The sequence below is a fragment of the Sphingobium sp. KKT206 genome, from assembly GCF_055640555.1.
On record NZ_CM145765.1, the window covers coordinates 1,005,740 to 1,031,320 of the forward strand.

Annotated in this window: 25 protein-coding genes; 13 read left to right on the plus strand and 12 right to left on the minus strand. The window is 64.6% G+C overall.

The features are described 5' to 3' along the window. Positions 1-60: 60 nt before the first annotated feature. On the plus strand, positions 61-1,707 hold the full coding sequence (locus tag ACZ2HM_RS22635) for an MFS transporter (protein WP_037476729.1): 1,647 nt from the start codon (positions 61-63) through the stop codon (positions 1,705-1,707). Between the two features lie 17 nt (positions 1,708-1,724). After that, positions 1,725-2,765, plus strand: coding sequence for an NAD(P)H-dependent amine dehydrogenase family protein (locus tag ACZ2HM_RS22640; protein WP_037476730.1), 1,041 nt, complete (start codon positions 1,725-1,727; stop codon positions 2,763-2,765). On the opposite strand, the gene ACZ2HM_RS22645 is transcribed toward ACZ2HM_RS22640, so the two are convergent. Continuing rightward, entirely contained in the window at positions 2,759-3,622 is an 864-nt protein-coding gene (locus ACZ2HM_RS22645; protein ID WP_069064351.1) for an SDR family NAD(P)-dependent oxidoreductase, read from the minus strand. The genes ACZ2HM_RS22640 and ACZ2HM_RS22645 overlap by 7 nt on opposite strands. After that, a complete protein-coding gene (locus ACZ2HM_RS22650) occupies positions 3,619-4,836 on the minus strand; it encodes an MFS transporter (protein WP_069064350.1) in 1,218 nt (405 codons plus the stop codon). Before ACZ2HM_RS22650 ends, ACZ2HM_RS22645 begins: the two co-directional genes overlap by 4 nt. 285 nt (positions 4,837-5,121) lie before the next feature. Here ACZ2HM_RS22650 and ACZ2HM_RS22655 point away from each other — a divergent pair, with 285 nt between their 5' ends. The 5 genes from ACZ2HM_RS22655 to ACZ2HM_RS22675 all read left to right on the plus strand — a co-directional run bounded on the left by ACZ2HM_RS22655 (position 5,122) and on the right by ACZ2HM_RS22675 (position 8,924). Beyond that, a complete protein-coding gene (locus ACZ2HM_RS22655; RefSeq protein WP_037473690.1) occupies positions 5,122-6,456 on the plus strand; it encodes an MFS transporter in 1,335 nt (444 codons plus the stop codon). 15 nt (positions 6,457-6,471) lie between these two features. After that, positions 6,472-6,774, plus strand: coding sequence for a DUF1330 domain-containing protein (locus ACZ2HM_RS22660; protein ID WP_037473688.1), 303 nt, complete (start codon positions 6,472-6,474; stop codon positions 6,772-6,774). A 51-nt stretch (positions 6,775-6,825) separates the two neighbouring features. After that, a complete protein-coding gene (locus ACZ2HM_RS22665; RefSeq protein WP_037473687.1) occupies positions 6,826-7,479 on the plus strand; it encodes a carboxymuconolactone decarboxylase family protein in 654 nt (217 codons plus the stop codon). 111 nt (positions 7,480-7,590) lie between these two features. After that, on the plus strand, positions 7,591-7,821 hold the full coding sequence (locus ACZ2HM_RS22670) for a biotin/lipoyl-containing protein (RefSeq protein ID WP_037473685.1): 231 nt from the start codon (positions 7,591-7,593) through the stop codon (positions 7,819-7,821). Beyond that, on the plus strand, positions 7,821-8,924 hold the full coding sequence (locus tag ACZ2HM_RS22675; RefSeq protein WP_037473684.1) for a Gfo/Idh/MocA family protein: 1,104 nt from the start codon (positions 7,821-7,823) through the stop codon (positions 8,922-8,924). The genes ACZ2HM_RS22670 and ACZ2HM_RS22675 overlap by 1 nt, the downstream gene beginning before the upstream one ends. Before the next feature lie 45 nt (positions 8,925-8,969). Here the strand turns inward: ACZ2HM_RS22675 and ACZ2HM_RS22680 are convergent, their stop codons facing one another. Beyond that, positions 8,970-9,770, minus strand: a complete 801-nt coding sequence (locus tag ACZ2HM_RS22680) for an enoyl-CoA hydratase/isomerase family protein (RefSeq protein WP_069064347.1) — start codon at positions 9,768-9,770, stop codon at positions 8,970-8,972. 138 nt (positions 9,771-9,908) lie between these two features. Between ACZ2HM_RS22680 and ACZ2HM_RS22685 the strand changes: the two genes are divergently transcribed. Beyond that, positions 9,909-11,594: an FAD-binding protein gene (locus ACZ2HM_RS22685; protein WP_037473681.1), complete on the plus strand. Its 1,686-nt coding sequence runs from the start codon at positions 9,909-9,911 to the stop codon at positions 11,592-11,594. Here the strand turns inward: ACZ2HM_RS22685 and ACZ2HM_RS22690 are convergent. Beyond that, complete coding sequence (locus ACZ2HM_RS22690; protein ID WP_037473680.1) at positions 11,585-11,863, minus strand: hypothetical protein; 279 nt, start codon at positions 11,861-11,863, stop codon at positions 11,585-11,587. The genes ACZ2HM_RS22685 and ACZ2HM_RS22690 overlap by 10 nt on opposite strands. Positions 11,864-12,079: 216 nt before the next feature. Between ACZ2HM_RS22690 and ACZ2HM_RS22695 the strand changes: the two genes are divergently transcribed. Both ACZ2HM_RS22695 and ACZ2HM_RS22700 read left to right on the plus strand, forming a co-directional pair. Beyond that, complete coding sequence (locus tag ACZ2HM_RS22695; protein ID WP_037473679.1) at positions 12,080-13,075, plus strand: thiamine pyrophosphate-dependent dehydrogenase E1 component subunit alpha; 996 nt, start codon at positions 12,080-12,082, stop codon at positions 13,073-13,075. Beyond that, positions 13,072-14,058: an alpha-ketoacid dehydrogenase subunit beta gene (locus ACZ2HM_RS22700; RefSeq protein WP_470427089.1), complete on the plus strand. Its 987-nt coding sequence runs from the start codon at positions 13,072-13,074 to the stop codon at positions 14,056-14,058. The genes ACZ2HM_RS22695 and ACZ2HM_RS22700 overlap by 4 nt, the downstream gene beginning before the upstream one ends. A 54-nt stretch (positions 14,059-14,112) precedes the next feature. Here ACZ2HM_RS22700 and ACZ2HM_RS22705 read toward each other — a convergent pair whose 3' ends face one another. Next, complete coding sequence (locus ACZ2HM_RS22705; protein ID WP_037473675.1) at positions 14,113-14,589, minus strand: MarR family winged helix-turn-helix transcriptional regulator; 477 nt, start codon at positions 14,587-14,589, stop codon at positions 14,113-14,115. Positions 14,590-14,691: 102 nt separating this feature from the next. Here ACZ2HM_RS22705 and hmgA point away from each other — a divergent pair, with 102 nt between their 5' ends. The 3 genes from hmgA to maiA are packed head-to-tail and all read left to right on the plus strand — an operon-like array spanning position 14,692 to position 17,911. After that, positions 14,692-15,984 (plus strand): homogentisate 1,2-dioxygenase, encoded by a 1,293-nt coding sequence (hmgA, locus tag ACZ2HM_RS22710; RefSeq protein ID WP_037477843.1) that lies wholly within the window; start codon positions 14,692-14,694, stop codon positions 15,982-15,984. Continuing rightward, positions 15,981-17,276 carry a fumarylacetoacetase gene (gene fahA / locus ACZ2HM_RS22715; protein WP_037473674.1) on the plus strand — a complete coding sequence of 432 codons (1,296 nt, stop codon included), beginning with the start codon at positions 15,981-15,983 and terminating at the stop codon, positions 17,274-17,276. The genes hmgA and fahA overlap by 4 nt, the downstream gene beginning before the upstream one ends. Then, the gene (gene maiA / locus ACZ2HM_RS22720; RefSeq protein WP_037477841.1) at positions 17,273-17,911 is read left to right on the plus strand and encodes a maleylacetoacetate isomerase; all 639 of its coding nucleotides are present in this window, start codon (positions 17,273-17,275) and stop codon (positions 17,909-17,911) included. The genes fahA and maiA overlap by 4 nt, the downstream gene beginning before the upstream one ends. On the opposite strand, the gene ACZ2HM_RS22725 is transcribed toward maiA, so the two are convergent. The 7 genes from ACZ2HM_RS22725 to ACZ2HM_RS22755 all read right to left on the minus strand — a co-directional run bounded on the left by ACZ2HM_RS22725 (position 17,908) and on the right by ACZ2HM_RS22755 (position 25,521). Continuing rightward, the gene (locus ACZ2HM_RS22725) at positions 17,908-18,594 is read right to left on the minus strand and encodes a CDP-alcohol phosphatidyltransferase family protein (protein WP_037473673.1); all 687 of its coding nucleotides are present in this window, start codon (positions 18,592-18,594) and stop codon (positions 17,908-17,910) included. The two genes, maiA and ACZ2HM_RS22725, sit on opposite strands and share 4 nt — an antisense overlap. Before the next feature lie 68 nt (positions 18,595-18,662). Then, positions 18,663-19,715, minus strand: coding sequence for a PLP-dependent cysteine synthase family protein (locus ACZ2HM_RS22730; protein ID WP_237748784.1), 1,053 nt, complete (start codon positions 19,713-19,715; stop codon positions 18,663-18,665). A gap of 8 nt (positions 19,716-19,723) precedes the next feature. Further along, on the minus strand, positions 19,724-21,754 hold the full coding sequence (locus ACZ2HM_RS22735) for a M3 family metallopeptidase (RefSeq protein ID WP_470427090.1): 2,031 nt from the start codon (positions 21,752-21,754) through the stop codon (positions 19,724-19,726). Positions 21,755-21,803: 49 nt separating this feature from the next. Continuing rightward, the gene (fghA, locus tag ACZ2HM_RS22740; protein ID WP_470427091.1) at positions 21,804-22,643 is read right to left on the minus strand and encodes an S-formylglutathione hydrolase; all 840 of its coding nucleotides are present in this window, start codon (positions 22,641-22,643) and stop codon (positions 21,804-21,806) included. Continuing rightward, complete coding sequence (locus ACZ2HM_RS22745) at positions 22,640-23,026, minus strand: VOC family protein (protein ID WP_037473669.1); 387 nt, start codon at positions 23,024-23,026, stop codon at positions 22,640-22,642. The genes fghA and ACZ2HM_RS22745 overlap by 4 nt, the downstream gene beginning before the upstream one ends. A 23-nt stretch (positions 23,027-23,049) precedes the next feature. After that, entirely contained in the window at positions 23,050-24,159 is a 1,110-nt protein-coding gene (locus ACZ2HM_RS22750) for an S-(hydroxymethyl)glutathione dehydrogenase/class III alcohol dehydrogenase (RefSeq protein ID WP_470427092.1), read from the minus strand. Positions 24,160-24,234: 75 nt separating this feature from the next. Next, positions 24,235-25,521 (minus strand): DUF3422 domain-containing protein, encoded by a 1,287-nt coding sequence (locus tag ACZ2HM_RS22755; protein WP_069064338.1) that lies wholly within the window; start codon positions 25,519-25,521, stop codon positions 24,235-24,237. Positions 25,522-25,581 lie beyond the last annotated feature (60 nt).

The window sequence follows — 25,581 nt, forward strand, 5'->3', positions numbered from 1 at the left end:
TGCGGCCGGGCCGCGCGCAGGGTGGTCGGCCAAAGGACAGGAAGTAGGGAGAGTTGCGGAATGGCAAAGGACGGCGGCAGCTTTGCGCCCCTGCGCGAACCGGTCTTCCGCCGCATCTGGACCGCCAGCCTGCTCTCCAATTTCGGCCAGTTGATCCTGGGCGTCGGCGCGGCCTGGGAAATGACGCGGCTCACCCCGTCGCCCGGCATGGTCGCGCTGGTCCAGAGCGCATTGATGCTGCCCCTGATGCTGGTTGCGCTGCCAGCGGGTGCCTTGGCCGACATGTTCGACCGACGGCGGATTGCCATGGCTGGCCTTGCCTTCTCGATGGTTTGCGCCTGCATTCTGACGGTGCTGGCCTGGGCGGGCTATAGTTCGCCCTGGATGCTGCTGACCTTCTGCTTCCTGATCGGGGCAGGGGTCGCGCTTTATTCGCCCGCCTGGCAATCCTCGATCAGCGAGCAGGTCGGTCCGCATCACTTGCCTGCCGCCATCGCGCTCGGCACGATCAGCTATAATGTCGCGCGCAGCTTCGGCCCGGCGATCGGTGGCATCATCGTGCTGGCGGCCGGTGCCCATGCCGCCTTCGCCGTCAACGCGATCGGCTATCTGCCCTTGTTCATCGCCTTCTACCTGTGGCAGCGCCGCCATGTCTCCTCGCGCCTGCCGCCCGAACAGATCCACCGCGCGATCGTGTCGGGCGCACGCTATGCGCTTCACGCTGTGCCGATCCGTACCGTCCTGGCCCGCGCCTTTTTCTTCGGGCTGGCGGGCGCATCGGCCGCCGCGCTCGCCCCCTTGATCGCCAAGCAATTGCTAGGTGGCGACGCCAGCACGTTCGGCCTGCTGCTTGGTGCCAGCGGTGTGGGCGCGGTCGGCGGCGCGCTGCTCGTCGGTCCCTGCCGCGAGAGGTTTGGCACCCATCGCACCGTCACCCTGCTGGCCGTCATCAGCGGCGCGGCGTTGCTCCTGGTGGGCTTTAGTCGATCGGTGCCGCTCACATGCTTTGCCCTTTTCATCGCGGGCGGCGCGAATATCCTGACCATCGCGCTGTTCAACGTCGCCGTGCAACTCGCCGCGCCCCGCTGGGTGACGGCGCGCGCGCTCTCGCTCTTCTCCTCGGCGCTGACCGGTGGCATTGCGATCGGCGCGGCCTTTTGGGGCTGGGTCGCGGGGCAGATTTCGGTCGAAGGTGCGCTCTATCTGTCGGGCCTGGCGCTCGCCGCCTTGCCGCTCATCGGCATGCTCCTGCCTTTGCCCGACACCAATGAAGCCGATGTCGAACCCTTCCTGCTCAATAACGAGCCGGAGGTCGGCATGGCGCTCACCCGCCGATCCGGCCCGATCATCATAGAAATCGATTATGATGTCGATCCTGCCCGTGCGCGCGAATTTTATGGGGCGATGTTGCAGGTCCAGCACACCCGGCTGCGCAATGGCGGGTTCAACTGGTCGATCGCGCGCGACATTGCCGATCCCACCCGATGGACCGAACGCTATCAATGCCCGACCTGGGGCGATTATCTGCACATGCGCGAGCGCTTCACGCAAGCGGACAAGGATATCCAGTCCCACGCCAGTTCCTTCCATAACAGTCCGGACGTTTTGCGCGTGCGGCGGCGGCTGGAACGGCCGTTCGGATCGGTGCGCTTTCGCCCCGACACGCCCGACCCGCAACAGGGGATGATCAACTATATCGGGCCATGATGCCCGGAGGAGAGTCGATGAACGACAGACGATATCGGGTGATCCAATGGGCGACCGGCAATGTCGGCACCCGCGCGCTCCGCACCGTGATCGAGCATCCCGCGCTCGACCTCGTCGGCCTGTGGGTCAGTTCCGATGCCAAGCGGGGCCAGGATGCAGGCGTGATCGCCGGGCTGGACCCTTGCGGCATCATCGCCACCAGGTCGGTCGATGATCTGGTCGCAATGGAGGCTGACTGCGTCCTCTACATGCGCCAGGGAACCGACATCGACGAATTATGCCGCCTGCTGGCATCCGGCAAGAATGTCGTGACGACCCGCGGCGACTTCCACCACCCCCCGTCCATGGACGCTGCCACACGCGAGAGAATAGACGCCGCCTGCCAAGCGGGCGGCACGTCGATCTACAGCACTGGCTCCAGCCCCGGTTTCATCACCGAAGCGCTGCCCATCCCGCTCCTCTCGCTCTCGCGGCGGCTCGATCGCCTGACGATCGACGAATATGCCGATCTGTCCAGCCGCGCCTCGCCCGACCTCTTGTTCGGCGTGATGGGCTTCGGCCGCGCCCCACGCGCCTTCGATCCACGCCAGATCGACCATGTGAAGGGCGATTTCGCCGGATCGCTCGCCCAACTGGCCGACGCTGCCGGAATCGCCATCGACCAATGGGATGCGATCGGCGAAATGGGCGTGGCCACCCAGGCCATCACCATCGCCGCCGGAACCATCGATGCGGGCACGGTCGCTGCCCAACGCATCACCATATCCGGTATGCGCCATGGCCAACCCATGCTGCGCTTCCGCGCCAACTGGTATTGCAGCGACCGGATCGATCGCACCGACTGGGAACTGCGCCCGTCGGGCTGGCGCATCCGGGTGGAAGGCGACACGCCGCTTGATGTCGCGATCAGCTTTCCGGTCGCGCAGGAGGATTATGCCGCCTTCACGCCCGGCCTCACCGCCCATCGCGCGGTCAATGCCGTCGCTGCCCTCTGCCAAGCGCCACCCGGCATCCGCACCACCGCCGATCTGCCGCAGGTCATCGCCCGCTTTCAGTAGCCTGCGACCATCGCCTCGCTCACCTGCCACAGTCGGGCGGCGGCCGCATCATCCTGCGCCGCCGCCGAACAGGGCACGGCCTCGCGCTTATGGAAATAGCCGCCGCTCGACCGCCCCGGTTCAGGCGCGCTCGCCAGCCACACCAACGTATCGGCGGCTTGCTCAGGCGTCAGCGCCTGCTCGGCGATCGACTCCATATAGGCACGCATCGGCGCGTCGCAGTGGCTGGCGAAATTGCTCGCCACAACCCCCGGATGCATCGCATGCGCCACGATCCCGCTCCCCGCCAGCCGCCGCGCCAGTTCGCGGATGAACAGGATGTTGGCGAGCTTGGCATGGCAATAGGCGGCTCCCCCCACGAAACCCTCGGCAAAGGTCAGATCGTCCCAACGAATGCCATCGCAATGTTCATGGCCCGTGGACGATACCGCCACCACGCGCACGCTGCCGGGTTCCGATTGCGCGGCGGCCGCTATCAGATGGGGCAGCAATGTCCGCGTCAGCAGAAAGGGCGCGAGGTGATTGGACGCAAAGGTCGCCTCATGCCCCTCCTCGGTGATAACCCGTTCCGCCATCACCCCGCCTGCATTGTTGAGCAGCACGTCGATCGCCGGGGCCAGCGCAGCAATCTCCGCCGCCGCCCGCGCCGTCTCGCCCATTAGCGCCATGTCCGCCCGGATCATGGTGAAATCCGCGCCGGGCAGGGTGGACAACGCGGCTTCCGCCGCGGCGCATCGCCCGGCGTCGCGTCCGACGCCGATCACCCGCCACCCCTGTTGCAGCAACGCACCCGCCGCCGCCCTGCCGATACCCGCACTCGCGCCGGTCACGACCGCTATCTTCTGCCGATTCGTCATGCGCGCGCGACCTCCATCTTGCGGGAACCATGGCCCAGCGTCAGGAACAGCAGCGCCCCGACCAAGGTGACGCAGGCACCGATAACCAGAAACGGCGCATAGCTGCCCCATAGCCCCAGCGTATAGCTGAGCGTCAGCGACCCCAGCGCCGCACCCCCCGCAATCGATGCGCCGACCAGCCCCATCACCAAGCTGAAGACATTGAGGCCAAAGCGCCGTGACACCAGATAGGCGGCCACATCGCCCTCCGCCCCTTGCGCCAGTCCCATCATCGCCACCGACAGCGCCAGCACGATGGTCGCGTCGAAGGGCGATGCCATCAGCATCATGCCGATCGCCGGCATCGACAGGGTCAGCGCGGCAACATGGTGCGGTTGCATCCGGTCGAGCGACAGGCCACAGGCAAAGCGACCGACCATGACGCCCACCGCATAGATGGAAATCAGCCAGGTCGCGGTCTGCGACTGCGCCCCGCTGTCCATCAACATCAATTTCATTTGCGCCGACACCAATCCTTGCGGAAAATTCACCAAAATCATGCCGATGATCAACACCCAGAAGGCGGGATTGCGCACAATCACGCCATAGCCTGCCTTGGATTCGACCGGCACATCCTCGTCCGGGCGGGTGCCGATATGCGGCGGCGTCATGGCCACCGCGATCAGGCCGAACGCCATGGTTATCCCGCCCATCAACAGATAGCCGTTGCGCCATCCCTCGCTTTCGATGAACCGGCCGAGCAACGGTGCGAGGACCGCGCCGACCAGCGGCGGCCCGGTCATGACGATGGAGAAAGCCAGCCCCCGCGCCCTTTCGAACCGTTCCGCCACGATGCGGGTATAGACTGGCGAGGTGGTCAGCGTGCCGACGACGATCTGCAACACCGCAATGGCGAAGAAGGCGCGAATGCTGCCTGGCTGCATTGCAAAGGCGATATAGGCGCTTGGCCCTGCCAGTACGCCCACCGTCGACACCGCCCGCACCCCGAAGCGATCGGTCAGCCGCCCGGTGATCGGCTGCGCGATCAGCATCAACAGCCCCATGCTGCCCAGCAACGCGAATTGCGACCTTGGCCAGCCGAACTCGGCGATCAGCTTGGGCGCGAACAGGCTCATCGTATAGGCGGACAGGCCGATACCAAAGCCCAGTCCCATGGTCGCGGCAAGCAACGGTCGCCAATGCGTCCGAAATTCGCCCCAATAGGCCGATCCCATCCTCGCCTCCTATAGTCTCATGGCCTGCCGCTGTGGAAGCGGAGGCGGGGCCGCCTGGCTGCCATGTCCGCTGGCACGGCGCAAATCGCCCCGGCGCTATCGCGTAACGGGGGTACAGAATGGCATGATCCAGCCCGCCGCCATCGCGCAAGCGATCCTTCGCATCGCGCCATTGCCCGCACGGGCGAACGTGCCGCACATCCCGCATGTCCGACCGCCATCGCGCGGCGAAAGGCGCCGCCCGGAACGAACGGCCCCAGAGCAATGAGAGAGGCAAGCTACTCCATGGCCGACATCGAACTGCGCCCGCCAGCGCCGACGGAGGCCTTGCCGAGCATGGCCTATCGGTCCTGGTTCCTCTTCATCATGGTGCTGGTATCCGCTTCGGTGCAGGGCGAACGCTATCTGATGGTGGTGATGGTCGAACCGATCCGCCGCGAACTCGGCCTTTCGGACGCTGCGATCGGCATGGTCAAGGATATGATCATCGCCATCGTCTACATCCTGGCGATCATTCCGCTGGCGCGCCTCGCCGATCGCTGGTCCAAGCGTAAGATCGTCGCGATCGCCGCCACCGTCTGGAGCGCGGCGATCATCCTGTGCGGCATGGCCAAAAGCTTCTGGGTGCTGCTGATCGGCCGCGCCGGGATCGGCCTTGGCGAAGGCGGCTTCACTCCGCCGTCCCAGGCCTGGATCGCCGACCTCTTTCCCATTCGTCAGCGCGCCACCGCGCTTTCCATCTTCCTGCTCGGCGCGTCGCTCGGCACGTTTCTCGGCCCCGCCGTCGGCGGCTGGGCGGTGCAGGAATATGGCTGGCGCAACACGCTGATCTTCGCCAGCATCCCCGGCTTCATCCTGGCACCCATCGTCTGGTTCACCCTGCGCGACACCCGTGCTGGCCTCGCCGATGGCGCGCCGGTCGAAACGGGCGCGACGCCTTCCTTCCTCAAGACTGCGCGTGAACTGATGGCGATCCGGACATTGCCGCCGCTCATTCTGGCAGCCTCGCTCAATGCGCTGCTGACCATGGGCTTCATCAGCTGGGCACCGGCCTTCATGGAGCGCACGCACGGCATGCCCGCCAATGAAGCCGGGTTGCAGATGGGCGGCGCGCTCTTCTTCGGTTCGGCGATCGGCCATACGGTCGGCGGTCCCCTGGCGGACTTTCTTGGGCGTCGCGACATGCGTTGGTATGTCTGGATGCTGATGATCAGCGGCGCGCTCGCCACCGGCATCGGCTGGATGATCCTTACCGGCTCGGCCGACCGCGTGTTCCCGCTCTATGGCCTCAACATGCTGATCGGCGGCCTGTCCGCCGCGCCGTTGATGGCCGTGGTCGCGGGCCTTGTCCCGTCCCGCTCGCGCGCGACCGCCATTGCCGTGCTGATGGTGTCGATCCAGGTCATTGGCCTTGGCGGCGGCCCTGTGCTGGTTGGCTGGCTGAGCGACATGTTGCGGCCGATCTACGGCGAGGATTCGCTCGGCATGGCGATGCGCTGGGCGCTGCTGGTCGGCATTCCCAGCACCTTCCTCGCCTGGATCGCCAGCCGCTCCTGCCGCACCGATTTCGCGGCCGCGGGCGGCTGGAACGGGGCGGCCATCATCCACGCGCCGCATTGAAACAGGAGACGCACAATGCCCGCTTATATGATCTTCACCCGCGAAGGGCCGATCCACGATCAGGCGGCGATGGATGCCTATAGCGCCATGAACCGTGCCCAGGCGGGGCGCTTCGTCGCCGACTATGGGCTTAGGCCGCTCGCCGTCTACGGCGCGCTCGACACGCTGGAGGGCGAAGCACCCGATGGCATCATCATCCTGCAATTCCCCGACGCCGCCCAGGCCCGCGCCTGGTACGACAGCCCGGAATATCAGGAGGCCAAGGCCTTGCGGCAAAAGGGCGCAACCTATCGTGCCCTGCTGGTCGAGGGACTCTAGCCGATCGCCGCTCCCACCCCGCAGATGCCAAACCCAAGGAGGTATCCAGCCATGACCGACATCAAGCCCCGCATCCTGCCACTACCCCGCGCGGAATGGACGGACGACGCCCGCGAAGTCTTTGCCTATTGGGGCGAGCCCAATGCGTGGGAAGAAGGCTCCAAGACCAATGTCCTGATGGTTATGGCTAACCACCCTGATCTGGGCAAAGTCTATAATATCTGGGGCAAGCATCTGTTGATGTCGAACACGCTCTCGACGCGCCATCTGGAATTGCTCATCCTGCGCGTCGCCTGGAAGGTGAAGTCCGCTTATGAATGGCATAATCATGTCGGCTATGGCCTCAACGCCGGGCTGACGCTGGACGATATCGCCGCGATCCGTGATTATCCCACAGGCGGCGATTGGAACGAAGCCGATGAGGCCGTCCTGCGATCGGTCGATGAACTGATCGCCGACGGCACGATCAGCGATGCGACATGGGCCGTGCTTGGCCGTCATTTCGACAAGAAGCAGCAGATGGATCTGGTCTTTTCGATCGGCCATTATGTCATGACCAGTTGGGCCTTGTCCGCCTTTGGCGTCGGCATCGAAGGGGGTGCGGACCCGATCGGCTTCGACCTCAAGAGCGCATCGGGCAAGATACCCGGCAAGACCTACAAGCCCGGCGAGACCGAGGATTGGACCGACAGCCGCGGCTATTGACGCGGGCACTATCGCGGCAACGATATCGGGGCGGCACGCCCTGTTGCGCATTGCCGCGCGCCTGCCCCAGCGGGCATGACCAGCGCCAGATCTTCACGAAGGACAAGACCCATGGCGACCGACATATTGCTGCCCAAGATCGGCTTTTCGATGACCGAGGCCCAGATCGCCGAATGGCTCGCCGAAGACGGCGCGCAAGTGACCGAAGGCCAGCCGCTCTATCTGCTCGAAGCCGACAAGTCGGCCAATGAAGTGGAATCGCCCGCCAGCGGTACGTTGCGCATCGTCGCCCAGCCCGGCGAAACCTATGAAGTCGGCACCATATTGGGCACGATCGAATAATGACCCTGCGCGTCGGCATCGTCAGCGCCGCTTGGGGCGCCTTCGCCCATCTTCCCGCCTGGCGCGCCATTCCCGGCGTCGAGGTGACGGCCATCTGCACCTCGCGCGAGGAAACGGCGCGCGCTGCGGCCGACCGGCTGGGCCTGCCGCGCGCCTTCTGGAACGCGCAGGAGATGTGCGCCGACCCGGACATCGACATTGTCGATCTCGGCACCCGGCCCTCGGTGCGCCTGCCGATGGTGCTGGCCGCGCTGGCCCATGGCAAACATGTCTATAATGCCAGCCCCCATGCCCCCGACTGGGCAGGCGCCAAAGCGATCGACGCGGCGTGGCGCGCGGGCGGCAGCGTCGGTGTGGTCGATGCTTTCTCCCAATGGCTGCCCGCTCACCGCCAGATGAAGGCGATGCTCGACGATAGCTATGTCGGCACACCGCTCGGCGGCACCTGCCATTTCAACATCTCGCTGTTCAACAGCCCGATCAAGCAATTCCCCTATAATTGGTTCGCGCAAGGCGGGCAGGGGGTGTCGGCCGTCCGCAACAATGGCAGCCATGCGCTCTACATGCTGCGCCATCTGTTCGGCCCGATCGCCGAACTGGTCGCCGACGACAGCCAGATCCTGCGCGAATGGCGTTTCGCGGATGGCGACACCATCACGCCCGACACCACCGATTTCGCCAATGTCATTCTGCGCTTCGAAAGCGGCCTCACCATGCAGATGCAGATCAGCTGGTCCATGGCGCTGCACGATGGCTGGTTGATCGACGTCTTCGGCGACAAGGGCCGGATTGCCGTGTCGTCGCCGACCTTCCCGACCGCGCGCGACTGCACGTTGCGCGCCGGACAATTGGGCGGGGCGATGGCGGAGATCGCGATTCCCGATGCCTTCAAGGCGGCACCCGGCATCACGCTCGACTGGCAGAGCGAGCCCCAGCCAAGCTTCCCCATGGCGCTCTCGATGCAGGCCATGGTCGAAGCGATCGAGGGCCATGGCAACGCCGCCCCGGACTTTGCCGAAGCGCTGGAGGTAGAGCGTCTGCAGGAAGCCATCCGCCTGTCGAGCGAGGCACGATGTTGGGTATGGCTGGCGGACGTGACTTAACCTCTCCGTTCGTTTCGAGCGAAGTCGAGAAACGCCCGCGCCGCCTTATCGTCCGGTAAAGCGCGGCGCGCGCTTCTCCCTGAGCGCGGCAATCCCCTCGCGATGATCGGCGCTCCGCACGCTCAGCGACTCATAGGCGATCCCTGCCTCCATCACCGCGCCCGCAATTCGCTTGAGTTCGATATTGGTCAATATCTTGGTCCAGCGGATCGCATTCGGCGCGCCCGCCAGCAGCTTCGCGCAAAAGCCATCGACCGCCGCGTCCAGTGCCTCCGGCGCAACGCAGTGGTTGATCAGCCCGATCTCCGCCGCTTTTCGCGCGCTCAGCAGTTCACCGGTCAGCAGATATTCCTTGGCCTTGGCGAGGCCAATCCGCTGCGCCCACACGACCGCGCCGCCATCCCCGGCGACTAGGCCAATGCCCACATGCGGATCGCCGATCTTCGCGCCCTCCGCCGCAAAGATCACATCGCACAGCAGCGCGATCGACGCGCCCAGCCCCACCGCATGCCCGTTCATCCGGCAGACGACCGACTTTTCGATGTCCAGCATCGCAAAGACGATCCGCTTGGCCTGCCGCGCCTCATGGTCGAACAGGTGCGGGTTCGCGGCATTATGCGCCATATGGTCGATGTCGCCCCCCGCCGAAAAGGCCCGCCCCGCGCCGGTCAGCAGCACCACGTCGGAATCGGGATCGGTCCCGGCAAAGGTCAGCGCATCGGGCAATTCGTCATGCAGCACGCGATTGACCGCGTTCATCGCGTCGGGCCGGTTGAGCGTCACCACCAGCAACCGCCCGCGTCGCTCCAGCAGGATCGTCTCATAGGCGGGCAGCATCTGGGTCATCGCTCGGTCTCCTCGACGCTCCCCATATCACGCCCCGCGCCGCCGCCAACGTCGCCCCGGCGATAAGCGCAGGGCTGGCGTGGCGGCCGGCCGCATAACCGATATAGCCTGCGCCATAAGCAGAGGAGAGCGCATAGCATGACCGGATTTGACGAAATGGTCGACTGGCTCGTCGTCGGCAGCGGCGCAGGGTCGATGGCTTCGGCGCTGGTCATGCGCGACACCGGAAAATCGGTCGTCATCCTCGAAAAGACCGCCTTCGTCGGCGGCACGACGGCCAAGTCGGGCGGCGTGATGTGGATTCCAGCCAACCGTTTCATGCTGGCCGATGGCGAAAGCGACAGCGCCGAGGCAGCCATGGCCTATCTCGACGCCACGCAGGACGAGCATCCCGCCCCCGGCACCTCGTCCGCAAAGCGGCGCGCCTATGTCACGCAAGCGCCGCGCGCGATCGATTTCCTGGTCGACAAGGGCGTCGCCCTGCAACGCGGCGCGACCTTCTGGCCCGATTATTATGACGAACTGCCCGGCGGCTGCAAAACCTCACGCACGGTCGTCGCCAAGCCCTTCGACCGCAAGGAATTGGGGCCATGGCGCGACAAGCTGCGCAAGGGTTTCGCCGAATTCAACGTCACTTTGGTCGAAGGAATGGAGGCGCAGGGCCATCGCCGTACCAACAAGGCGTCGGGCAAAATGCTGCTGCGCATCATCGGCCGGACATTGCGGGACAAGCTGCTAGGACGCCAATATACCACCGCCGGCGCAGCGCTGCAGGGCCGCATGCTCAAGGCTGCCCTGGCCGCCGGCGTGGACATAAGGCTGAACGCACCCGCCCGCCAGATCATCATCGCCGATGACGCCGCGACAGGCGTCGAAACGGTGCGGGACGGCAAGCCCTGGCGGATCGGCGCGCGCTTGGGCGTCCTCATCAATGCGGGCGGCTTCTCGCAAAATCAGGCTATGCGCGATCGCTATATCCCCGGCACCAGCGTCCAATGGTCGCAGACGCCCGAAGGGGACACCGGCGACATGCACCAGGAACTGGAGCGGATCGGCGGTCATTTGGCGCAGATGGACCAGTTGGTCGGCTATCAGATGACGCCTGCGCCCGGTTGGGATCAAACCTATGTCGCACCAGGCGCGCAATCGATGACCGGCAAGCCCCACGCCATATTGGTGGACCAGAGAGGCCAGCGCTACATGAACGAGGGCGGCAGCTACGAACTTTATTGCGAAACCATGCGCAAGCGGAACGCGCTGGTCCCCGCCATCCCCAGTTGGGCGATCGTCGACCGCAACTATGTCGAATTATACGCCATCGCGGGTAAGTTCATCGACAAGAAAATCCCCGATGGCTGGATCGAAAGCGGCTATCTCCACACCGCCGACACGATCGCTGACCTTGCCACCAGCATCAAGGTCGATCCCGCTACATTGACCGCCACCGTCGCCCGCTGGAACGGCTTTGTCGCCAAGGGCGTGGACGAGGATTTTCAGCGCGGTGCCCGCGCCTATGATAATTGCGGCTTCGTCGGCGATCCCTTTTCCGACCAAAGCGCCCTCGGCGCGATCGACAAGGGGCCGTTTTACGCTGTCCCCGTGGTGCCCGGCGATGTCAGCACCTATGGCGGCGTCGTCACCGATGCGCGTGGCCGCGTGGTCAATGCCGACGGCCAGGTGATCGCCGGGCTCTATGCCACCGGCACCACCACGGCATCGGTCATGGGCAATGTCTATGTCGGCGCGGGGGCCAGCATCGGTCCTTCCCTGGTGTTCGGCTATATCGCCGCCCGCCACGCCGTAGGGCTCGATAATCAGCCCTGATCGGTAAAGCGCGCCGGTCGGGACAGAAGATAGGGCAGGGCAGGCGAAGAAATACGCGATTCGCCGCCATCGGCATGGATCAGCGACACCCGCCCCACGCCTGGTGAGGATACCACTGCCACCACGCTGTCCACCCATTGGTGCAGCATCGCGCGCGCATGGTCCAATTCCTCCCCTTGCGTCGTCGCTGCGCCCTCGGCCTCCAGTTCGGCCTCCAATTGCAGCACCCGGTCCGTCCGCTCGCTGATGTCGCGTGTGTCCTTGGTCATAAAATCCTTCCTTTCCCGTCGAGCATGAACGCCCCCGCGCGCCGCGCAAAGGGCAGCGTGCGCATATCGGCGGGGCGAATTGGCGGTGTGTTTCAGGGCATCAACGCCGCCTTCCGGGCCTTGATCCCCGCCCGCATCGACATATCGCCCCGGCGAGTTGACCCTCGCCCCGCAACGGCCAATGCAGGGGCATCCCATTGGCCATCTGAGGACTTTATGGCAGAGCTGAGCAACGCCCCGGCGCCGACCCCGGACCAGCTGGTAGACATCTACCGGCGCATGATCCGCATCGAACGCAATGATGACGCCATCCGCAAGACCATCCGGCTTGGGCGGCTCGTCATGCCCTATTATTCCGCGCGCGGGCAGGAAGTCATCCCCGCCACGCTCTCATCGCTGATGACGGACGATGACAAGATCTGCACCATCTATCGCGGCATCCACGACATGGTGGCCAAGGACATGCCGCTGCGCCCGCTCTGGGCCGAAATCGCCGGACGTGTCGATGGCACCTGCAAGGGGAAGGGCGGGCCGATGCACCTTACCCACCCCGAAAGCGGCGTCATGGTCACGACCGGCATCGTCGGCTCCTCCATGCCGATCGCCAATGGCCTCGCCTGGGCGGCAAAGCTGGATGGGTCGCGGCGCGTGACCATCGCCTATTTCGGTGACGGCGCTTCCAACATCGGCGCTTTCCATGAATCGCTCAACCTCGCCTCGGTCTGGAAGCTGCCGGTGATCTTCGTGTGCCAGAATAACGGCTTCGCCGAACATACACGCTATGAGAACGGCACCTCGGTCGACTTCATCGCCAAGCGCGCGATCGGCTATGGAATGCCGGGCTATACGGTTGACGGCAACGACCCGCTCGCCATGTTCGCCGCCGCCCATGATGCCATCACCCGCGCGCGCGATGGCGAAGGTCCGACCCTGCTGGAATGCAAGACGTTCCGCTTCCACGGCCATGTGCTGGGCGACGACGATAAATATATGACCAAGGAAGAAAAGGCTGCCGCGATCGAAAAAGACCCGCTGCCCGCCTTCAAGGCCTGGCTGATCGAACAGGGCCATGCGACCGAAGAGACGCTGGCCACAATGCAGGCGACGATCGAAGCCGAGATCGAAGACGCACAGGAATTCGGCCTCGCCAGTCCCTTGCCCTCGGTGGACGAATTGCGTCGCGATGTCTTTGCGCAGGAGATCCCGGCATGAGCGCCAAGAAGATGAACAGCCTCCAGGCCGTGAATGCAGCCCTGCACCAGGCCATGACCGAAGATGACAAGGTTATCGTACTGGGCGAGGATATCGCCGACCGCGAAGGTGGCGGCGTCACCGGCGCGACCGCAGGCCTGTCGACCAAATTCGGCGACGATCGCGTCAAATCCACGCCCATTTCCGAACAGGCCATCATCGGTGCGGCCATCGGCGCGGCGCTGGCGGGCTACAAGCCCGTCGCCGAAATCATGCTGATGAACTTCACCGCCGTCGCCATGGACATGATCTTCAACCATGCCGCCAAGCTGCGCTTCATGTCGGGTGGGCAAAGCACGGTGCCGATCACCATCCGCACGCTGACGGGTGCCGGCTGGCAGACGGCGGGCCAACATGCCGATCATCTCGAAGGCTGGTTCGCGCATACGGCGGGGATCAAGGTGGTCGCGCCGTCCAACCCGGTCGACTATGCAGGATTGCTCCTGTCCTGCATCCAAGACCCGGACCCCTGCATCTTCATCGAATCGGCCGGATCGCTGTTCATCCCTGCCGAAGTGCCCGATGTGATAGTGCCCGTTCCGCTCGGCAAGGCGCGGATCGTGCAGGAAGGGACCGACGTCACCATCGTCTCCTGGTCCTCGCAGGTCATCCGCTGCCAGCAGGCGCTCGCCCCCTTGGCAGAGGCGGGCATTTCGGTCGAACTGATCGACCTGCGCACCGTATCGCCCTGGGACAAGGAAGCCGTGCTGGCCTCCGTCGCCAAGACGGGTCGCGCGGTGATCGCCCATGAAGCGGTACGCCATTTCGGCCCCGGCGGCGAAATCGCCTCGACCATTGCCGAAGAATTGTTCGGTCAGCTCAAAGCCCCGGTCCGCCGCCTTGGCGCGCCCTATTCGCCGGTGCCCTTCGCCAAGGTGCTGGAAGACGCCTATATCGTCTCGCCCGATCGGGTGGTCGAAACGGTGAAGGCCTTGATGGCCTGACCCAAACAGGGGGCCGATCCACAAAGGACCGGCCCCCATTCTTATACCGCCCCGTCAATCGCCCGTTGAGACACCGTCCGACAGGCCGGACGCCAGCACGATTCCATCGATATCGCGCAACATCGCCGCGAACTGGTCCAGCTCGGTCTTGGCGAAGCGGCTGAAAATCTGCTGCTCCAACTCTAGCGCCTTAGGCACCACCGCCTCATATAAAGCGCGTCCCTCGCTCGTCAGCACCAACAGATGCGATCGCTGATCGGCGGAGTTAGGCCTGCGCGTGATCAGGTCGCGCGCGATCAGGCTCTTGGCCGCGCGGCTCACCGTCACCTTGTCCATGCGCGTGCGGATGCCGATCGCCTGCTGGGTGATTCCGTCCACGCTCTCGGCCGTCACCGCAATCACCCGCCATTCGGGAATGCGGAGCCCGAACAGCGTCTGATAGGCACTCGCCACCGCGTCGCTCACCAGATTGGCGGTGAAGGACAGGCGATAGGGCAGGAAATGATCGAGCGTGAGCGTAGCGGCGGACATGGCAGATAGTAACATTTGACACCAGTTCGGCAAGGCCTATGATGGTTGCAAAGGAAACTATCGGCCGGAGAGGGCAGGGCAATGCGCGCCAGCGACAATATGATGACCGGCTTTGCCAATCATTTCGCGACGCAGGCCGTGCCAGGCGCGCTGCCGGTCGGCTGCAACTCGCCGCAGAAAGTGCCCTTTGGCCTCTATGCCGAACAGCTATCAGGAACCGCCTTCACCGCCCCTCGCGCCGAGAACCGCCGTAGCTGGCTCTACCGCCTGCGCCCGACGGCGCAGCATGGCGCCTATCGACCGTGGCAAGGGGCTGGCCAATTTCGCTCCGCGCCTTTCACCGACTTGCCACCATCCCCCAACCGCCTGCGCTGGGACCCGCTACCGATCCCGACCGATCCTACCGATTTCCTCGACGGCCTCGTCACCTATTGCGGCAATGGCGATGTCGCGGCGGGCATGGGGCAGGGCGTGCATCTCTACGCCTGCAACCGCTCGATGCAGGGTCGTGCCTTCTTCAACGCGGACGGCGAAATGCTGTTCGTGCCACAGGAAGGGGCCATCCGCCTGATCACCGAACTCGGCCGTTTCGACGTCGCCCCGCTCCAGATCGCTCTGATCCCGCGCGGCCTGCGCTTCCGCGTCGAATTGCTGGGCCCGGTCGCGCGCGGCTATGTCTGCGAAAATTACGGCGCGGCCTTCCGCTTGCCCGACCTCGGCCCAATCGGCTCGAACGGCCTCGCCAATCCGCGCGATTTCGAAACGCCCGTCGCCTGGTTCGAGGATGTCGACGCGCCGGTCGATCTCATCCAGAAATTCCAGGGTCAGCTTTGGTCCACCCGCCTGCCGCACAGTCCGTTCGATGTCGCCGCCTGGCACGGCAATCTCGCGCCCTGCCGCTATGACCTGCGCCGCTTCAACACGATCAACACGGTCAGCTACGACCATCCCGACCCCTCCATCTTCACCGTCCTGACCAGCCCCAGCGACACGCCGGGCACCGCCAATTGTGACTTCGTCATCTTCCCGCCGCGCTGGATGGTGGCGGAAGGTACGTTCCGCCCGCCCTGGTTCCACCGCAACGTCATGAGCGAATTTATGGGCCTGATAACAGGATCCTACGACGCAAAGGCAGGCGGCTTCGCCCCCGGCGGCGCATCGCTGCACAATCAGATGGCGAGCCACGGCCCCGACCGCGCCAGCTATGAAACGGGCATCACCGCCGCCTTGGCCCCGCACAAGATCGAAGCGACCATGGCCTTCATGTTCGAAAGTCGCTTTCCCTTCCGCCCCACGAATTTCGCCGCGCAAGCCCCCTTCGCCCAGCCCGACTATGACCAATGCTGGGATGGCTTCCGCAAGGCCCAGCTACCCACCGACAAGGACGCCGCATGATCGACCACACCCACGCCGCCGACCTGCAAAGCTGGGTCACCAGCGCGAACGGCCATGCCGCATTCCCGATCCAGAATCTGCCGCTCGGCATCTTCTCGCCACCTGGCGGCGGCCCGCGCGCTGGTGTCGCAATAGGAGACTATATCCTTGATATAAAAGCAATAATTGACATTCTGCCGATTGACCTGCAGGCCGCGCTGAACCAGACCCGCCTCAACAGTTTCTTCGCCCTACCAACCGTCCTCCGCCGCGAATTACGCAAAGCAATGTCCGCTTCGCTGTCCGATTTGGCGTGTCAGGCAGCAGTCGAACCCGCGCTGCACCCGATGGAAACCTGCGAACTCCACCTGCCAGCAAGCATCGGCGATTATACCGATTTCTATGTCGGCATCCATCACGCCACCCATGTCGGCCAGCTGTTCCGCCCCGACAATCCGCTGCTGCCCAACTATAAATATGTCCCCATCGGCTATCATGGTCGCGCCTCCTCGATCCGCCCCTCCGGCATCCCAGTCGTCCGCCCAGTCGGCCAGACCAAGGGACCACAGGATAGCGAACCCCGTTTCGGCCCGACCCGGCGTCTGGATTATGAGCTGGAACTGGGCCTGTGGATTGGGGAGGGCAATGAATTGGGCGAGCCCATCCCGATCGGCCAGGCGGCCGACCATATTGCGGGCTTCTGCCTGCTCAACGACTGGTCGGCACGCGATTTTCAGGCCTGGGAGTATGTGCCGCTCGGCCCCTTCCTCGCCAAGAATTTCCATTCCACCATCTCGCCCTGGGTCATCACGCCCGAAGCGCTTGCCCCCTTCCGCACCGCGCAGCCGATGCGGGACGCCGCCGACCCCACGCCCTTGCCCTATCTCTGGGATGAAAAGAATCAGGCGGGCGGCGCTCTAGCGCTCGACCTTAGCGTCACCCTGTCCACCACCCGGATGCGCGATCAGGGGCTGCCGGACTTCGCGCTCAGCCACGGCCCTTCATCGAACATGTATTGGACGCCGGCGCAGATCGTTACCCATCATGCCTCGAACGGCTGCAACCTCCAGCCCGGCGACCTGCTCGGCACCGGCACCATTTCCGGTCCCGATCGCAGCGCCTGTGGCAGCCTGCTCGAAATCAGCCGCGGCGGGGCGGAACCGATCACTCTGCCATCGGGCGAACAGCGCACCTTTCTGGAGGATGGCGACGAAGTGGTCCTCACTGCAACTGCGCGACGGGAGGGCTTTGCGTCTATCGGCTTCGGCGAATGCCGCGCCCGCATCCTTCCGGCGAAAGGCGGGCTGGCATGATCCTGCACGGCTATTGGCGATCAAGCGCCGCCTACCGGGTCCGCATCGCGCTGGCGCTCAAGGGGCTGGACTATCGCCAGACGCCCTACGACCTGCGCACCGGTGCGCATCGCGCCCCGTCGTTCCGCGCGCTCAACCCGCAAGCGCTCGTTCCCGCGCTGGAGACGCCAGACGGTGTCCTCACCCAATCCGGCGCGATCATCGAATGGCTGGACGAGCAATATCCTGATCCGCCGCTGCTGCCCGTCAAGGCGTTCGACAGGGCGGTAGTGCGCAGCATGGCGGCGCTTGTCACCTGCGACATTCACCCGCTCAACAATCTGCGCGTCCTCGACCGGCTACGCGGCGATTTCGCGGCTACTCCCGATCAGATCACCGCCTGGATCGCCCATTGGATCAGCGAAGGCTTCGCCGCGCTGGAGCAACAGATTGCCCGCTACGGCGGCGACTTTGCCTTCGGCGATACGCCCGGTCTGGCCGACTGTTTCCTGCTCCCGCAACTCTATGGTGCGCATCGCTTCGGCGTCGATGTCCAGCCCTTCCCGCTGATCCGTGCGATCGGCATCCGCCTGTCGAGCCTCGCGTCCATCGCCCAGGCCCATCCCGATCAGCAGCCCGACGCCGACCGCGCTTAAAGCAGCCCTGCATCCTTATGCGCCAACCGCCGCCCGGTGATCAGCGTCTGGCCGATGAACAGGATGATCAGCAGGCCGCCCACCGCGCCGACGAAAATGTCGAAGCCCGACCATCGCCCGAACAGGCCCGGTCCATAGCCCAGCGTCATCATCATGATGGTCAGGCCGATCAGCATCAGCCGCAATTCGGTCGGCCCGGCCGACAGATAGGAGAGTTTGAACTCGCCCAGCACGCGGGCGGAAAGATAGGCGTGGATCGACAGCAGCAGATAGCCTGCCAGCGCCACCATCGCGACGTCCATCGTGACGAAGGGGCTAAGCCCTATCCCGGCCAGGATCAGCAGCGTGACCAGCCCGTCGCAGCTATGGTCGATGAAATAGCCATAGGATGGCCGCTCGATCCTCCGGAACCGCGCCAGGCTGCCATCCATCGAATCCCCGAACCACTGGACGACATAGCCAATAATGGCGAGGATCAGCCAGGCCGCACCCCAATTGCTGGCCACATAGCCGGCAAAGGTCATCACCGCGCCGATCACCCCGGCGAAGGTCAGGCGGTCGGGCGTGACCCAGCTCGGCATCCGGCTGCATAGCCAGGTCAGCAATCGTCGTTCGGCCTTGGCAAGAAAATTCTGTTGTATGCGATCAAGCGTGCCGGGGCCGCTTTGTAATGAGTCTGTCATATCGCCTTATCGGGCAACCCGGCGACAACGGCAATGCTCCTGTCACTTCGGTTCGTCGCCATCCCGACTCATGCCGTCATCCGTTCGGTGATACTGGCCGCATCAGCCTGCCAGTCGATGCCATGCGCGTTCGTCCAGCCCGCATCATAATAGGTGCAGCCATAGCGATCGCCGCTGTCGCATAGCAGCGTGACGATACTCCCCTGTTCGCCCGCCTGCGCCATGGCATCGGCGATCGCCATGCAGGCCCAGATATTGGTGCCGGTCGATCCACCGACGCGGCGGCCCAATAGGCCCGCTAATGCATGCATCGCGCCGATCGACTGCGCATCCTCCACCGCGATCATCTGGTCGATCACCGAAGGGATGAAGCTCGGCTCCACCCGCGGCCGCCCGATTCCCTCGATCCGCGCGGCACAACCTTCGGGCAGTGTCGTGACCGACGGATCGGCATGGTGGCGATGAAAGACCGAGTTGACGGGATCAGCGACGCACAGGCGGGTGGCATGCCGTTCGTAGCGAATGAAGCGGCCAATCGTCGCCGACGTGCCCCCCGTCCCGGCGCCGCAGACGATCCAGCTGGGGATGGGATATTCTTCCTGCGCCATCTGGGTGAAGATGCTCTGCGCGATATTATTATTGCCGCGCCAGTCGGTCGCGCGCTCGGCATAGGTGAACTGATCGAGATAATGACCGCCCGTCTCCCGCGCCAGTCGTTGGGCGGTGGCATAGACGGTGCGGGGATCATCGACCGCATGGATCTCGCCGCCGTGAAAGCGGATCGCATCGAGCTTGGGCGCCGCGGTAGACGCTGGCACCACGGCGATGAAGCGCAACCCCAACATCCTGGCGAAATAGGCTTCGGAAACGGCGGTCGAGCCGGATGAGGCCTCGATCACCGTCGTCTGCGGCCCGATCCATTCGTTGCACAGTGCATAGAGAAAGAGCGAGCGCGCCAGCCGATGCTTGAGGCTGCCGGTCGGGTGCGAGCTTTCATCCTTGAGGTAGAGGGTTATGCCGGGGTGGCGCGGCAAGGGCAGGCGAATGAGGTGGGTGTCGGCGGAGCGGTTATAATCCGCCTCAATCCGCCGTATCGCCTCGGCCAGCCAGTCCCGCGACACCCCACCACTCATGCGGCCAGGCCCAGCGCGCGCAGCAGCGCAGCCGAATCCGGCTCGCGGCCCCGGAAGCCGACGAAATTGTCGAGCGCAGGCCGCGATCCGCCCCGTGCCAGCACATGGTCGCGGAACAGCCCGCCCAATGCGGCGCGGTCGGCGCGCTCATCGGCAAAGGCTTCGAAGGCATCGGCGGACAGGCGTTCGGCCCACAAATAGCTGTAATAGCCCGCCGCATAACCGCCCGCGAAGATATGGCTGAAGCCATGGGCGAAGCGATGCCATTCCGGCGGATGAATGACGGCTACTTCCTGCCGGACTGCCTGCAGCACTTGCTGTGCGGAGGGACCATCAGGCTGCGCCGTCGCCAGATGCAGACGCAGATCGAACAAAGCGAACTCCACCTGCCGCAGCAAAGCGAGCGCGCCCATGAAGCGGCGCGCGGCGAGCATCCGGCCGATCATTGCCTCATCCAGCGGCGCCCCGCTCGTCTCATGCGCCGACACCCGGCGCAGCATGGCTGGCTCCCAGGCGAAATTCTCCAGAAACTGGCTCGGCAGCTCCACCGCATCCCATTCGACGCCCGATATGCCGCCAATCGAGGGCAGGTCCACCTGAGTCAGCAGATGATGCAGGCAATGGCCCATTTCGTGGAACAGCGTGACCATATCCGAATGGGTAAGATGCGCGGGCCGATCCGCGCCGCCGCTGGCGAAATTGCACACCAGATAGGCGATCGGCATTTGCTCCCGGTCGGCTTCGCGCAGGCGCGGACGGCACACGTCCATCCACGCGCCGCCCCGCTTGCCCGCCCGCGCGAACATATCGCAATAGAGCGCGGCGACCGGCGCATCCTCGCCTGCCCGGTGGAACGTGAAATAGCGCACGTCGGGATGCCAGACCGGCGCTTCGCCATCGGCGGCGCGGATCTCCAGTTCGAACAGGTCGGTGACCAAGGCGAACAGACCGTCAAGCACGCGCGCCAGCGGCAGATGCGCGCGAATTTCCGCCTCGTCAACGGCATGCACCGCGCGGCGCATATGTTCGGTCACATAGGCGACATCCCATGGTTCGATGGTCGCAATGGCGAGATGATCGCGCGCGAAGGCGGTCAGTTCGGCCAGTTCCTCCTGCGCGCGCGGCCGCGCCCGTTGCGCCAGATCGACGAGGAAGGCGTCAACCTCGGCCCCGTCGCGCGCCATCTTGGTCGAGAGCGACAATGCCACCGCATCGCTATGGCCCAACAAGCGCGCGGCATCCTGCCGTAAGGCCAGCAATTGCGCGATCCGATCGCCATTGTCGAACTGGCCCGCCTGCGGCCCTTGTTCGGAGGCGCGGGTGCCATAGGCTTCGTAGACGGTGCGGCGTAGGTCACGATCCTGCGCAAAGGCCGTGACAGCGCGCACCGATGGCGCGTGGAGATCGACCAACCAGCCGTCCAGCCCCTTCGCCTGCGCGGCGCGCGCCATCGCGTCCTGGTCGCTTTGCGGCACCCCCGCCAGGCGCGTGTCGTCGGTCAGGTGTAGCGTCCAGGCTTCGGTCGCATCCATCACCGCATTGGCGAACGCGGTCGCCAATCGCCCCTGTTCGACGCTGTTGGCGGCAAAGGCAGCGCGATCTTCCCCGTCGAGACTGACGCCCGACAATTCAAAGCCGCGCAGCGTCAGGGCAAGCGCGCGGGCTTGCGCCTCATCCAGCCCCTCGGTCAGGATCGCGGCCAGCGCATCATAAAGCGGCCGGTCCTGCCCGACCTCGGCAAAATAGCTGTGGATCAGCGGTTGGGCTTCCCCATGGGCGGCACGCAGTTCGGGGCTGTTGGTCACGCCGATCAGATGATCGACCGTGCCCCATATGCGCGATAGGGCAGCGTCGGCGCTTTCCTTGGCCAGGAAGACGGCGGCAAAGCCCGACGCCTGGGCGCATTGGGTCATGGCGGCGCGATGGGTGGCGATCGCACTTTCCACGGCGGGCAGGACATGGTCGGGATGGATGTCGCCGAATTGGGGGTGCAGGCGGCTGTCGAGCAGGGGATTGGCTTGGGTCATGCCCTTGCCCTTACATGGGACGGGGCATGACCGTAAAGCGCTCCATGGGTCAGAGGCGGGCGCTATGCCAGCGCAGATGATCCTCGATGAAGGTCGAGATGGTATAATAGCTATGGTCATAGCCGGACTGGAGCCGCAGCGTCAGCGGAATGCCCGCCGCCTTGCAAGCCGCATCCAGCAGGTCGGGACGGAGCTGTTCAGCAAGGAAGGGATCGGCCTCTCCCTGATCCACCAGAAGGTCGGCGATCCGCGCGCCATCCTCGATCAGCGCCACCGCATCATGGCGACGCCAGGCTGTGCGATCATCACCGAGATAACCGCTCAACGCTTTCTGGCCCCAGGGCACTTGCGAGGGGGCAACGATCGGGGCGAAGGCGGACACGGCTTTGAACCGATCGGGGAAGGTCAGTCCGATGGTCAATGCGCCATGGCCGCCCATGGAATGGCCCATGATCGACTGCCTGTCCATGTCGGCGGGGAATTGCGCCGCAACCAGCGCAGGCAGTTCTTCGGTCACATAGGACCACATATGATAGTGGGTGGCGAAGGGCGGCTGCGTCGCATCGACATAGAAGCCCGCCCCAAGCCCAAAATCATAGGCGCCATCGGGATCATCGGCCACAGCTTCGCCGCGCGGCGACGTGTCGGGCGCGACGAAGATGAGGCCGAGTTTAGCGCAGAGGCGGCGATATTCGCCCTTTTCCGTGACATTTGCATGGGTGCAGGTCAGACCCGACAGATACCAGACCATCGGCAGTTTCGCGCCTGATACGTGCGGCGGGACATAGACCGAGAAGGTCATGTCGCTACCGCATACGGCGGAGGCATGGCGATAGACGCCCTGCACCCCGCCAAAGGCGCGATTGGTCGATACGGTCATGCCGCTCATTCGCCGTCAGCGTAGCAATAGGCGCAAATCTTGTTGCCGGTGGGGTCGCGCATATAGGCGGCATAGGCGGTCGGCGCGAAGGCGCGGGGGCCAGGCGCTCCTTCGCAGGTGCCGCCATGGGCAAGGCCTGCTTCATGGAAGGCGCGGACCTGCGCACGGGTGGCGGCGGCAAAGCCCAGCGTACCGCCATTGGCATGGCAGGCCGGTTCGCCATTGGCCGGGGTCAGCACCAGAAATTCGGGCGTGCCCTTGCCATAGAGAAAGGCCTTGTCGCCCATCGCGCCCAGATTATCGATGCCGAGCGCGCCAAGGGCTGCGTCGTAAAAAGCCTTCGATACGGCGATGTCGTTGGCGCCAACGCAGGCGTGGGTGAAAATGGACATGGGGTTGCTCCTCGCTCAAAATATCAGAAAATGACGACGCTGCGGATGCTTGTCCCAGCATGCATCAGGTCGAAGCCCTTGTTGATCTCTTCGAGGCTCAGGACATGGGTGATCATCGGGTCGATCTCGATCTTGCCGTTCATATACCAGTCGACGATCTTGGGGACGTCGGTGCGGCCCTTGGCCCCGCCAAAGGCGCTGCCCTGCCAGACGCGGCCGGTCACTAGCTGGAACGGACGGGTGCTGATTTCCTTGCCCGCTTCGGCGACGCCGATGACGGTCGATACGCCCCAGCCGCGATGGCAGGCCTCCAGCGCCTGGCGCATGACTATGGTGTTGCCGGTGCAATCGAACGTATGGTCCGCCCCGCCATCGGTCAGCGCCACCAGATGCTGGACGATATCGCCCTCAATCTCCTTGGGATTGACGAAATGGGTCATGCCAAAGCGCTTGCCCCATGCCTCCCGGTCGGGATTGATGTCGACGCCGATGATCTTGTCGGCTCCCACCATGCGCGCGCCCTGCAGCACGTTCAGGCCGATGCCGCCCAAGCCGAATACGATGACATTGTCGCCCACGCGAACCTTGGCGGTGTTTACCACCGCGCCGACGCCCGTGGTGACGCCGCAGCCGATATAGCAGCTCTTGTCGAACGGCGCGTCCTCGCGGATCTTGGCGACCGCAATCTCCGGTAGGACAGTGAAGTTGGAGAAGGTCGAGCAGCCCATATAATGGAAGATGGGCTGGCCCTTATAGGAAAAGCGGGTCGTGCCGTCGGGCATCAGCCCCTTGCCCTGCGTGGCGCGGATCGCGGTACACAGGTTGGTCTTGCCCGACAGGCAGCTTTTGCACTGGCGGCATTCAGGCGTGTAGAGCGGGATCACATGGTCGCCCGGCTTGACGCTGGTCACGCCAGCGCCGACTTCGCGCACGATGCCCGCGCCCTCATGGCCCAGCACGGACGGGAAGATGCCCTCGCTGTCGAAGCCGTCGAGCGTGTAGGCGTCGGTATGGCAGATGCCCGTCGCCATGATTTCGATCAGCACTTCGCCCGCCTTTGGCCCTTCCAGGTCCAGTTCGACGATTTCAAGCGGCTTCTTGGCTTCAAAGGCGACGGCGGCGCGGGTCTTCATATGTCACTCCCTATCCAGTTGGCGGCCTTCTAGCGCCACGTAAGGGAGATGATAAAGAGGCGTATCGATAAATCTCTAGCTCGTCTTTGGCCGCTTCACCTTTTTGAGTTGGCGGATGCCGAGCCAGACGGCCAGTATGATGGCGGGGATCAAGGCGATGTCGATCCAGCCCGGCAGATGCGCGCCCTGATGCTCCAGCGCTTCCTTGAGATAGTGCCACAACCCCAGCGTATAATAGCTGACCGCCACCACCGACAGGCCTTCGACCGTATGCTGCAGGCGCAGTTGCAGCCCGGTGCGCCGATCCATCGATGCCAGCAGATCGCGGTTGCGGCGGGCGAGCGCGGTGTCGACGCGGGTGCGTAGCATCGCGCTGGTCCAGGCGGTGCGTTGCGACAGATCCTCCAACCGCCGGGTGAAGGCGTCGCAGGTGCGCATCGCGGGGAGCAGCCGCCGTTCGGTGAAATCGTCGAGCGAGCCATAGCCCCGCACCGGCGCGACCTCCAGGGCGCGGATGCGGTCGCGGCAGATGGCGGCATAGGCCTGTGTCGCGCTCATGCGATAGCGGGTGCGCGCGACGATCTGCGCCAGTTCGGCGGCAAGGGCCGACAGCGCCTCCAGCACCGTATCGGCGTCGGCATCCGGCTCGGCGACGCGGCTGGTGATGGCGGTCAATCGCTGTTCAAGGCCGGTGAGTAGCGGGGTTGCGGCCTGCGCTTCGGGAAGGCCGAGCAAAGCGATCTTGCGATAATTGCCCAATTCCTGCAGGCGCTGGACCAGCTGGGCCAGTTCCGCCCCCTGCAACCCCTTATCCTGAACGAGCAGGCGGCCAAAGCCATCGGCATGGAGGCGAAAGTCGCTCCAGATGCGCGCCTGCCCATCGGCCACGTCGGAGATGATGAGGTCGTCCTGGGCAAAATGGGTGGCGATGGTCGCCTCATCGGGCGCGTCGGCGATCACCGCAATCTGGGTCGAGCGGATCACCCGACCCGGCAGCGCGCCGATCCATAGGGCTGCCTGCGCGAAGGGAGTGAGGTCGAACAGCGGCCCGCCACCAGCAGCGAGGAAGCTGTAGGTCATGAACTCGCTATGCCGTTCCCAGGTAAAACCCAGCGCACCGATTTGGCAATTGAGGAAGCGGACGGTCGGATCGAACGGAACCTCATGCGGGGCAAGCAGGCTGCGCATGATCGTCAGGCTGGCGTCGACGTCCGCGTCATCGACCAGCAGGACGAACTGAACGACCCTCGCGGGTGCCTGGAGCCGGGGCATTTTGCGGACATGCATTTCCCGCGAGAGCGAACCGCGCAGCGGGTGGCTGCGCGCGTGCAGGGCCGCAAATGGATCGCCGCTATCGTTCATGCTGCCTCGCCCCCCAGTCTTGGCGCCCATTAAGTCAGACAAAAGCGCGATACGCAAGAT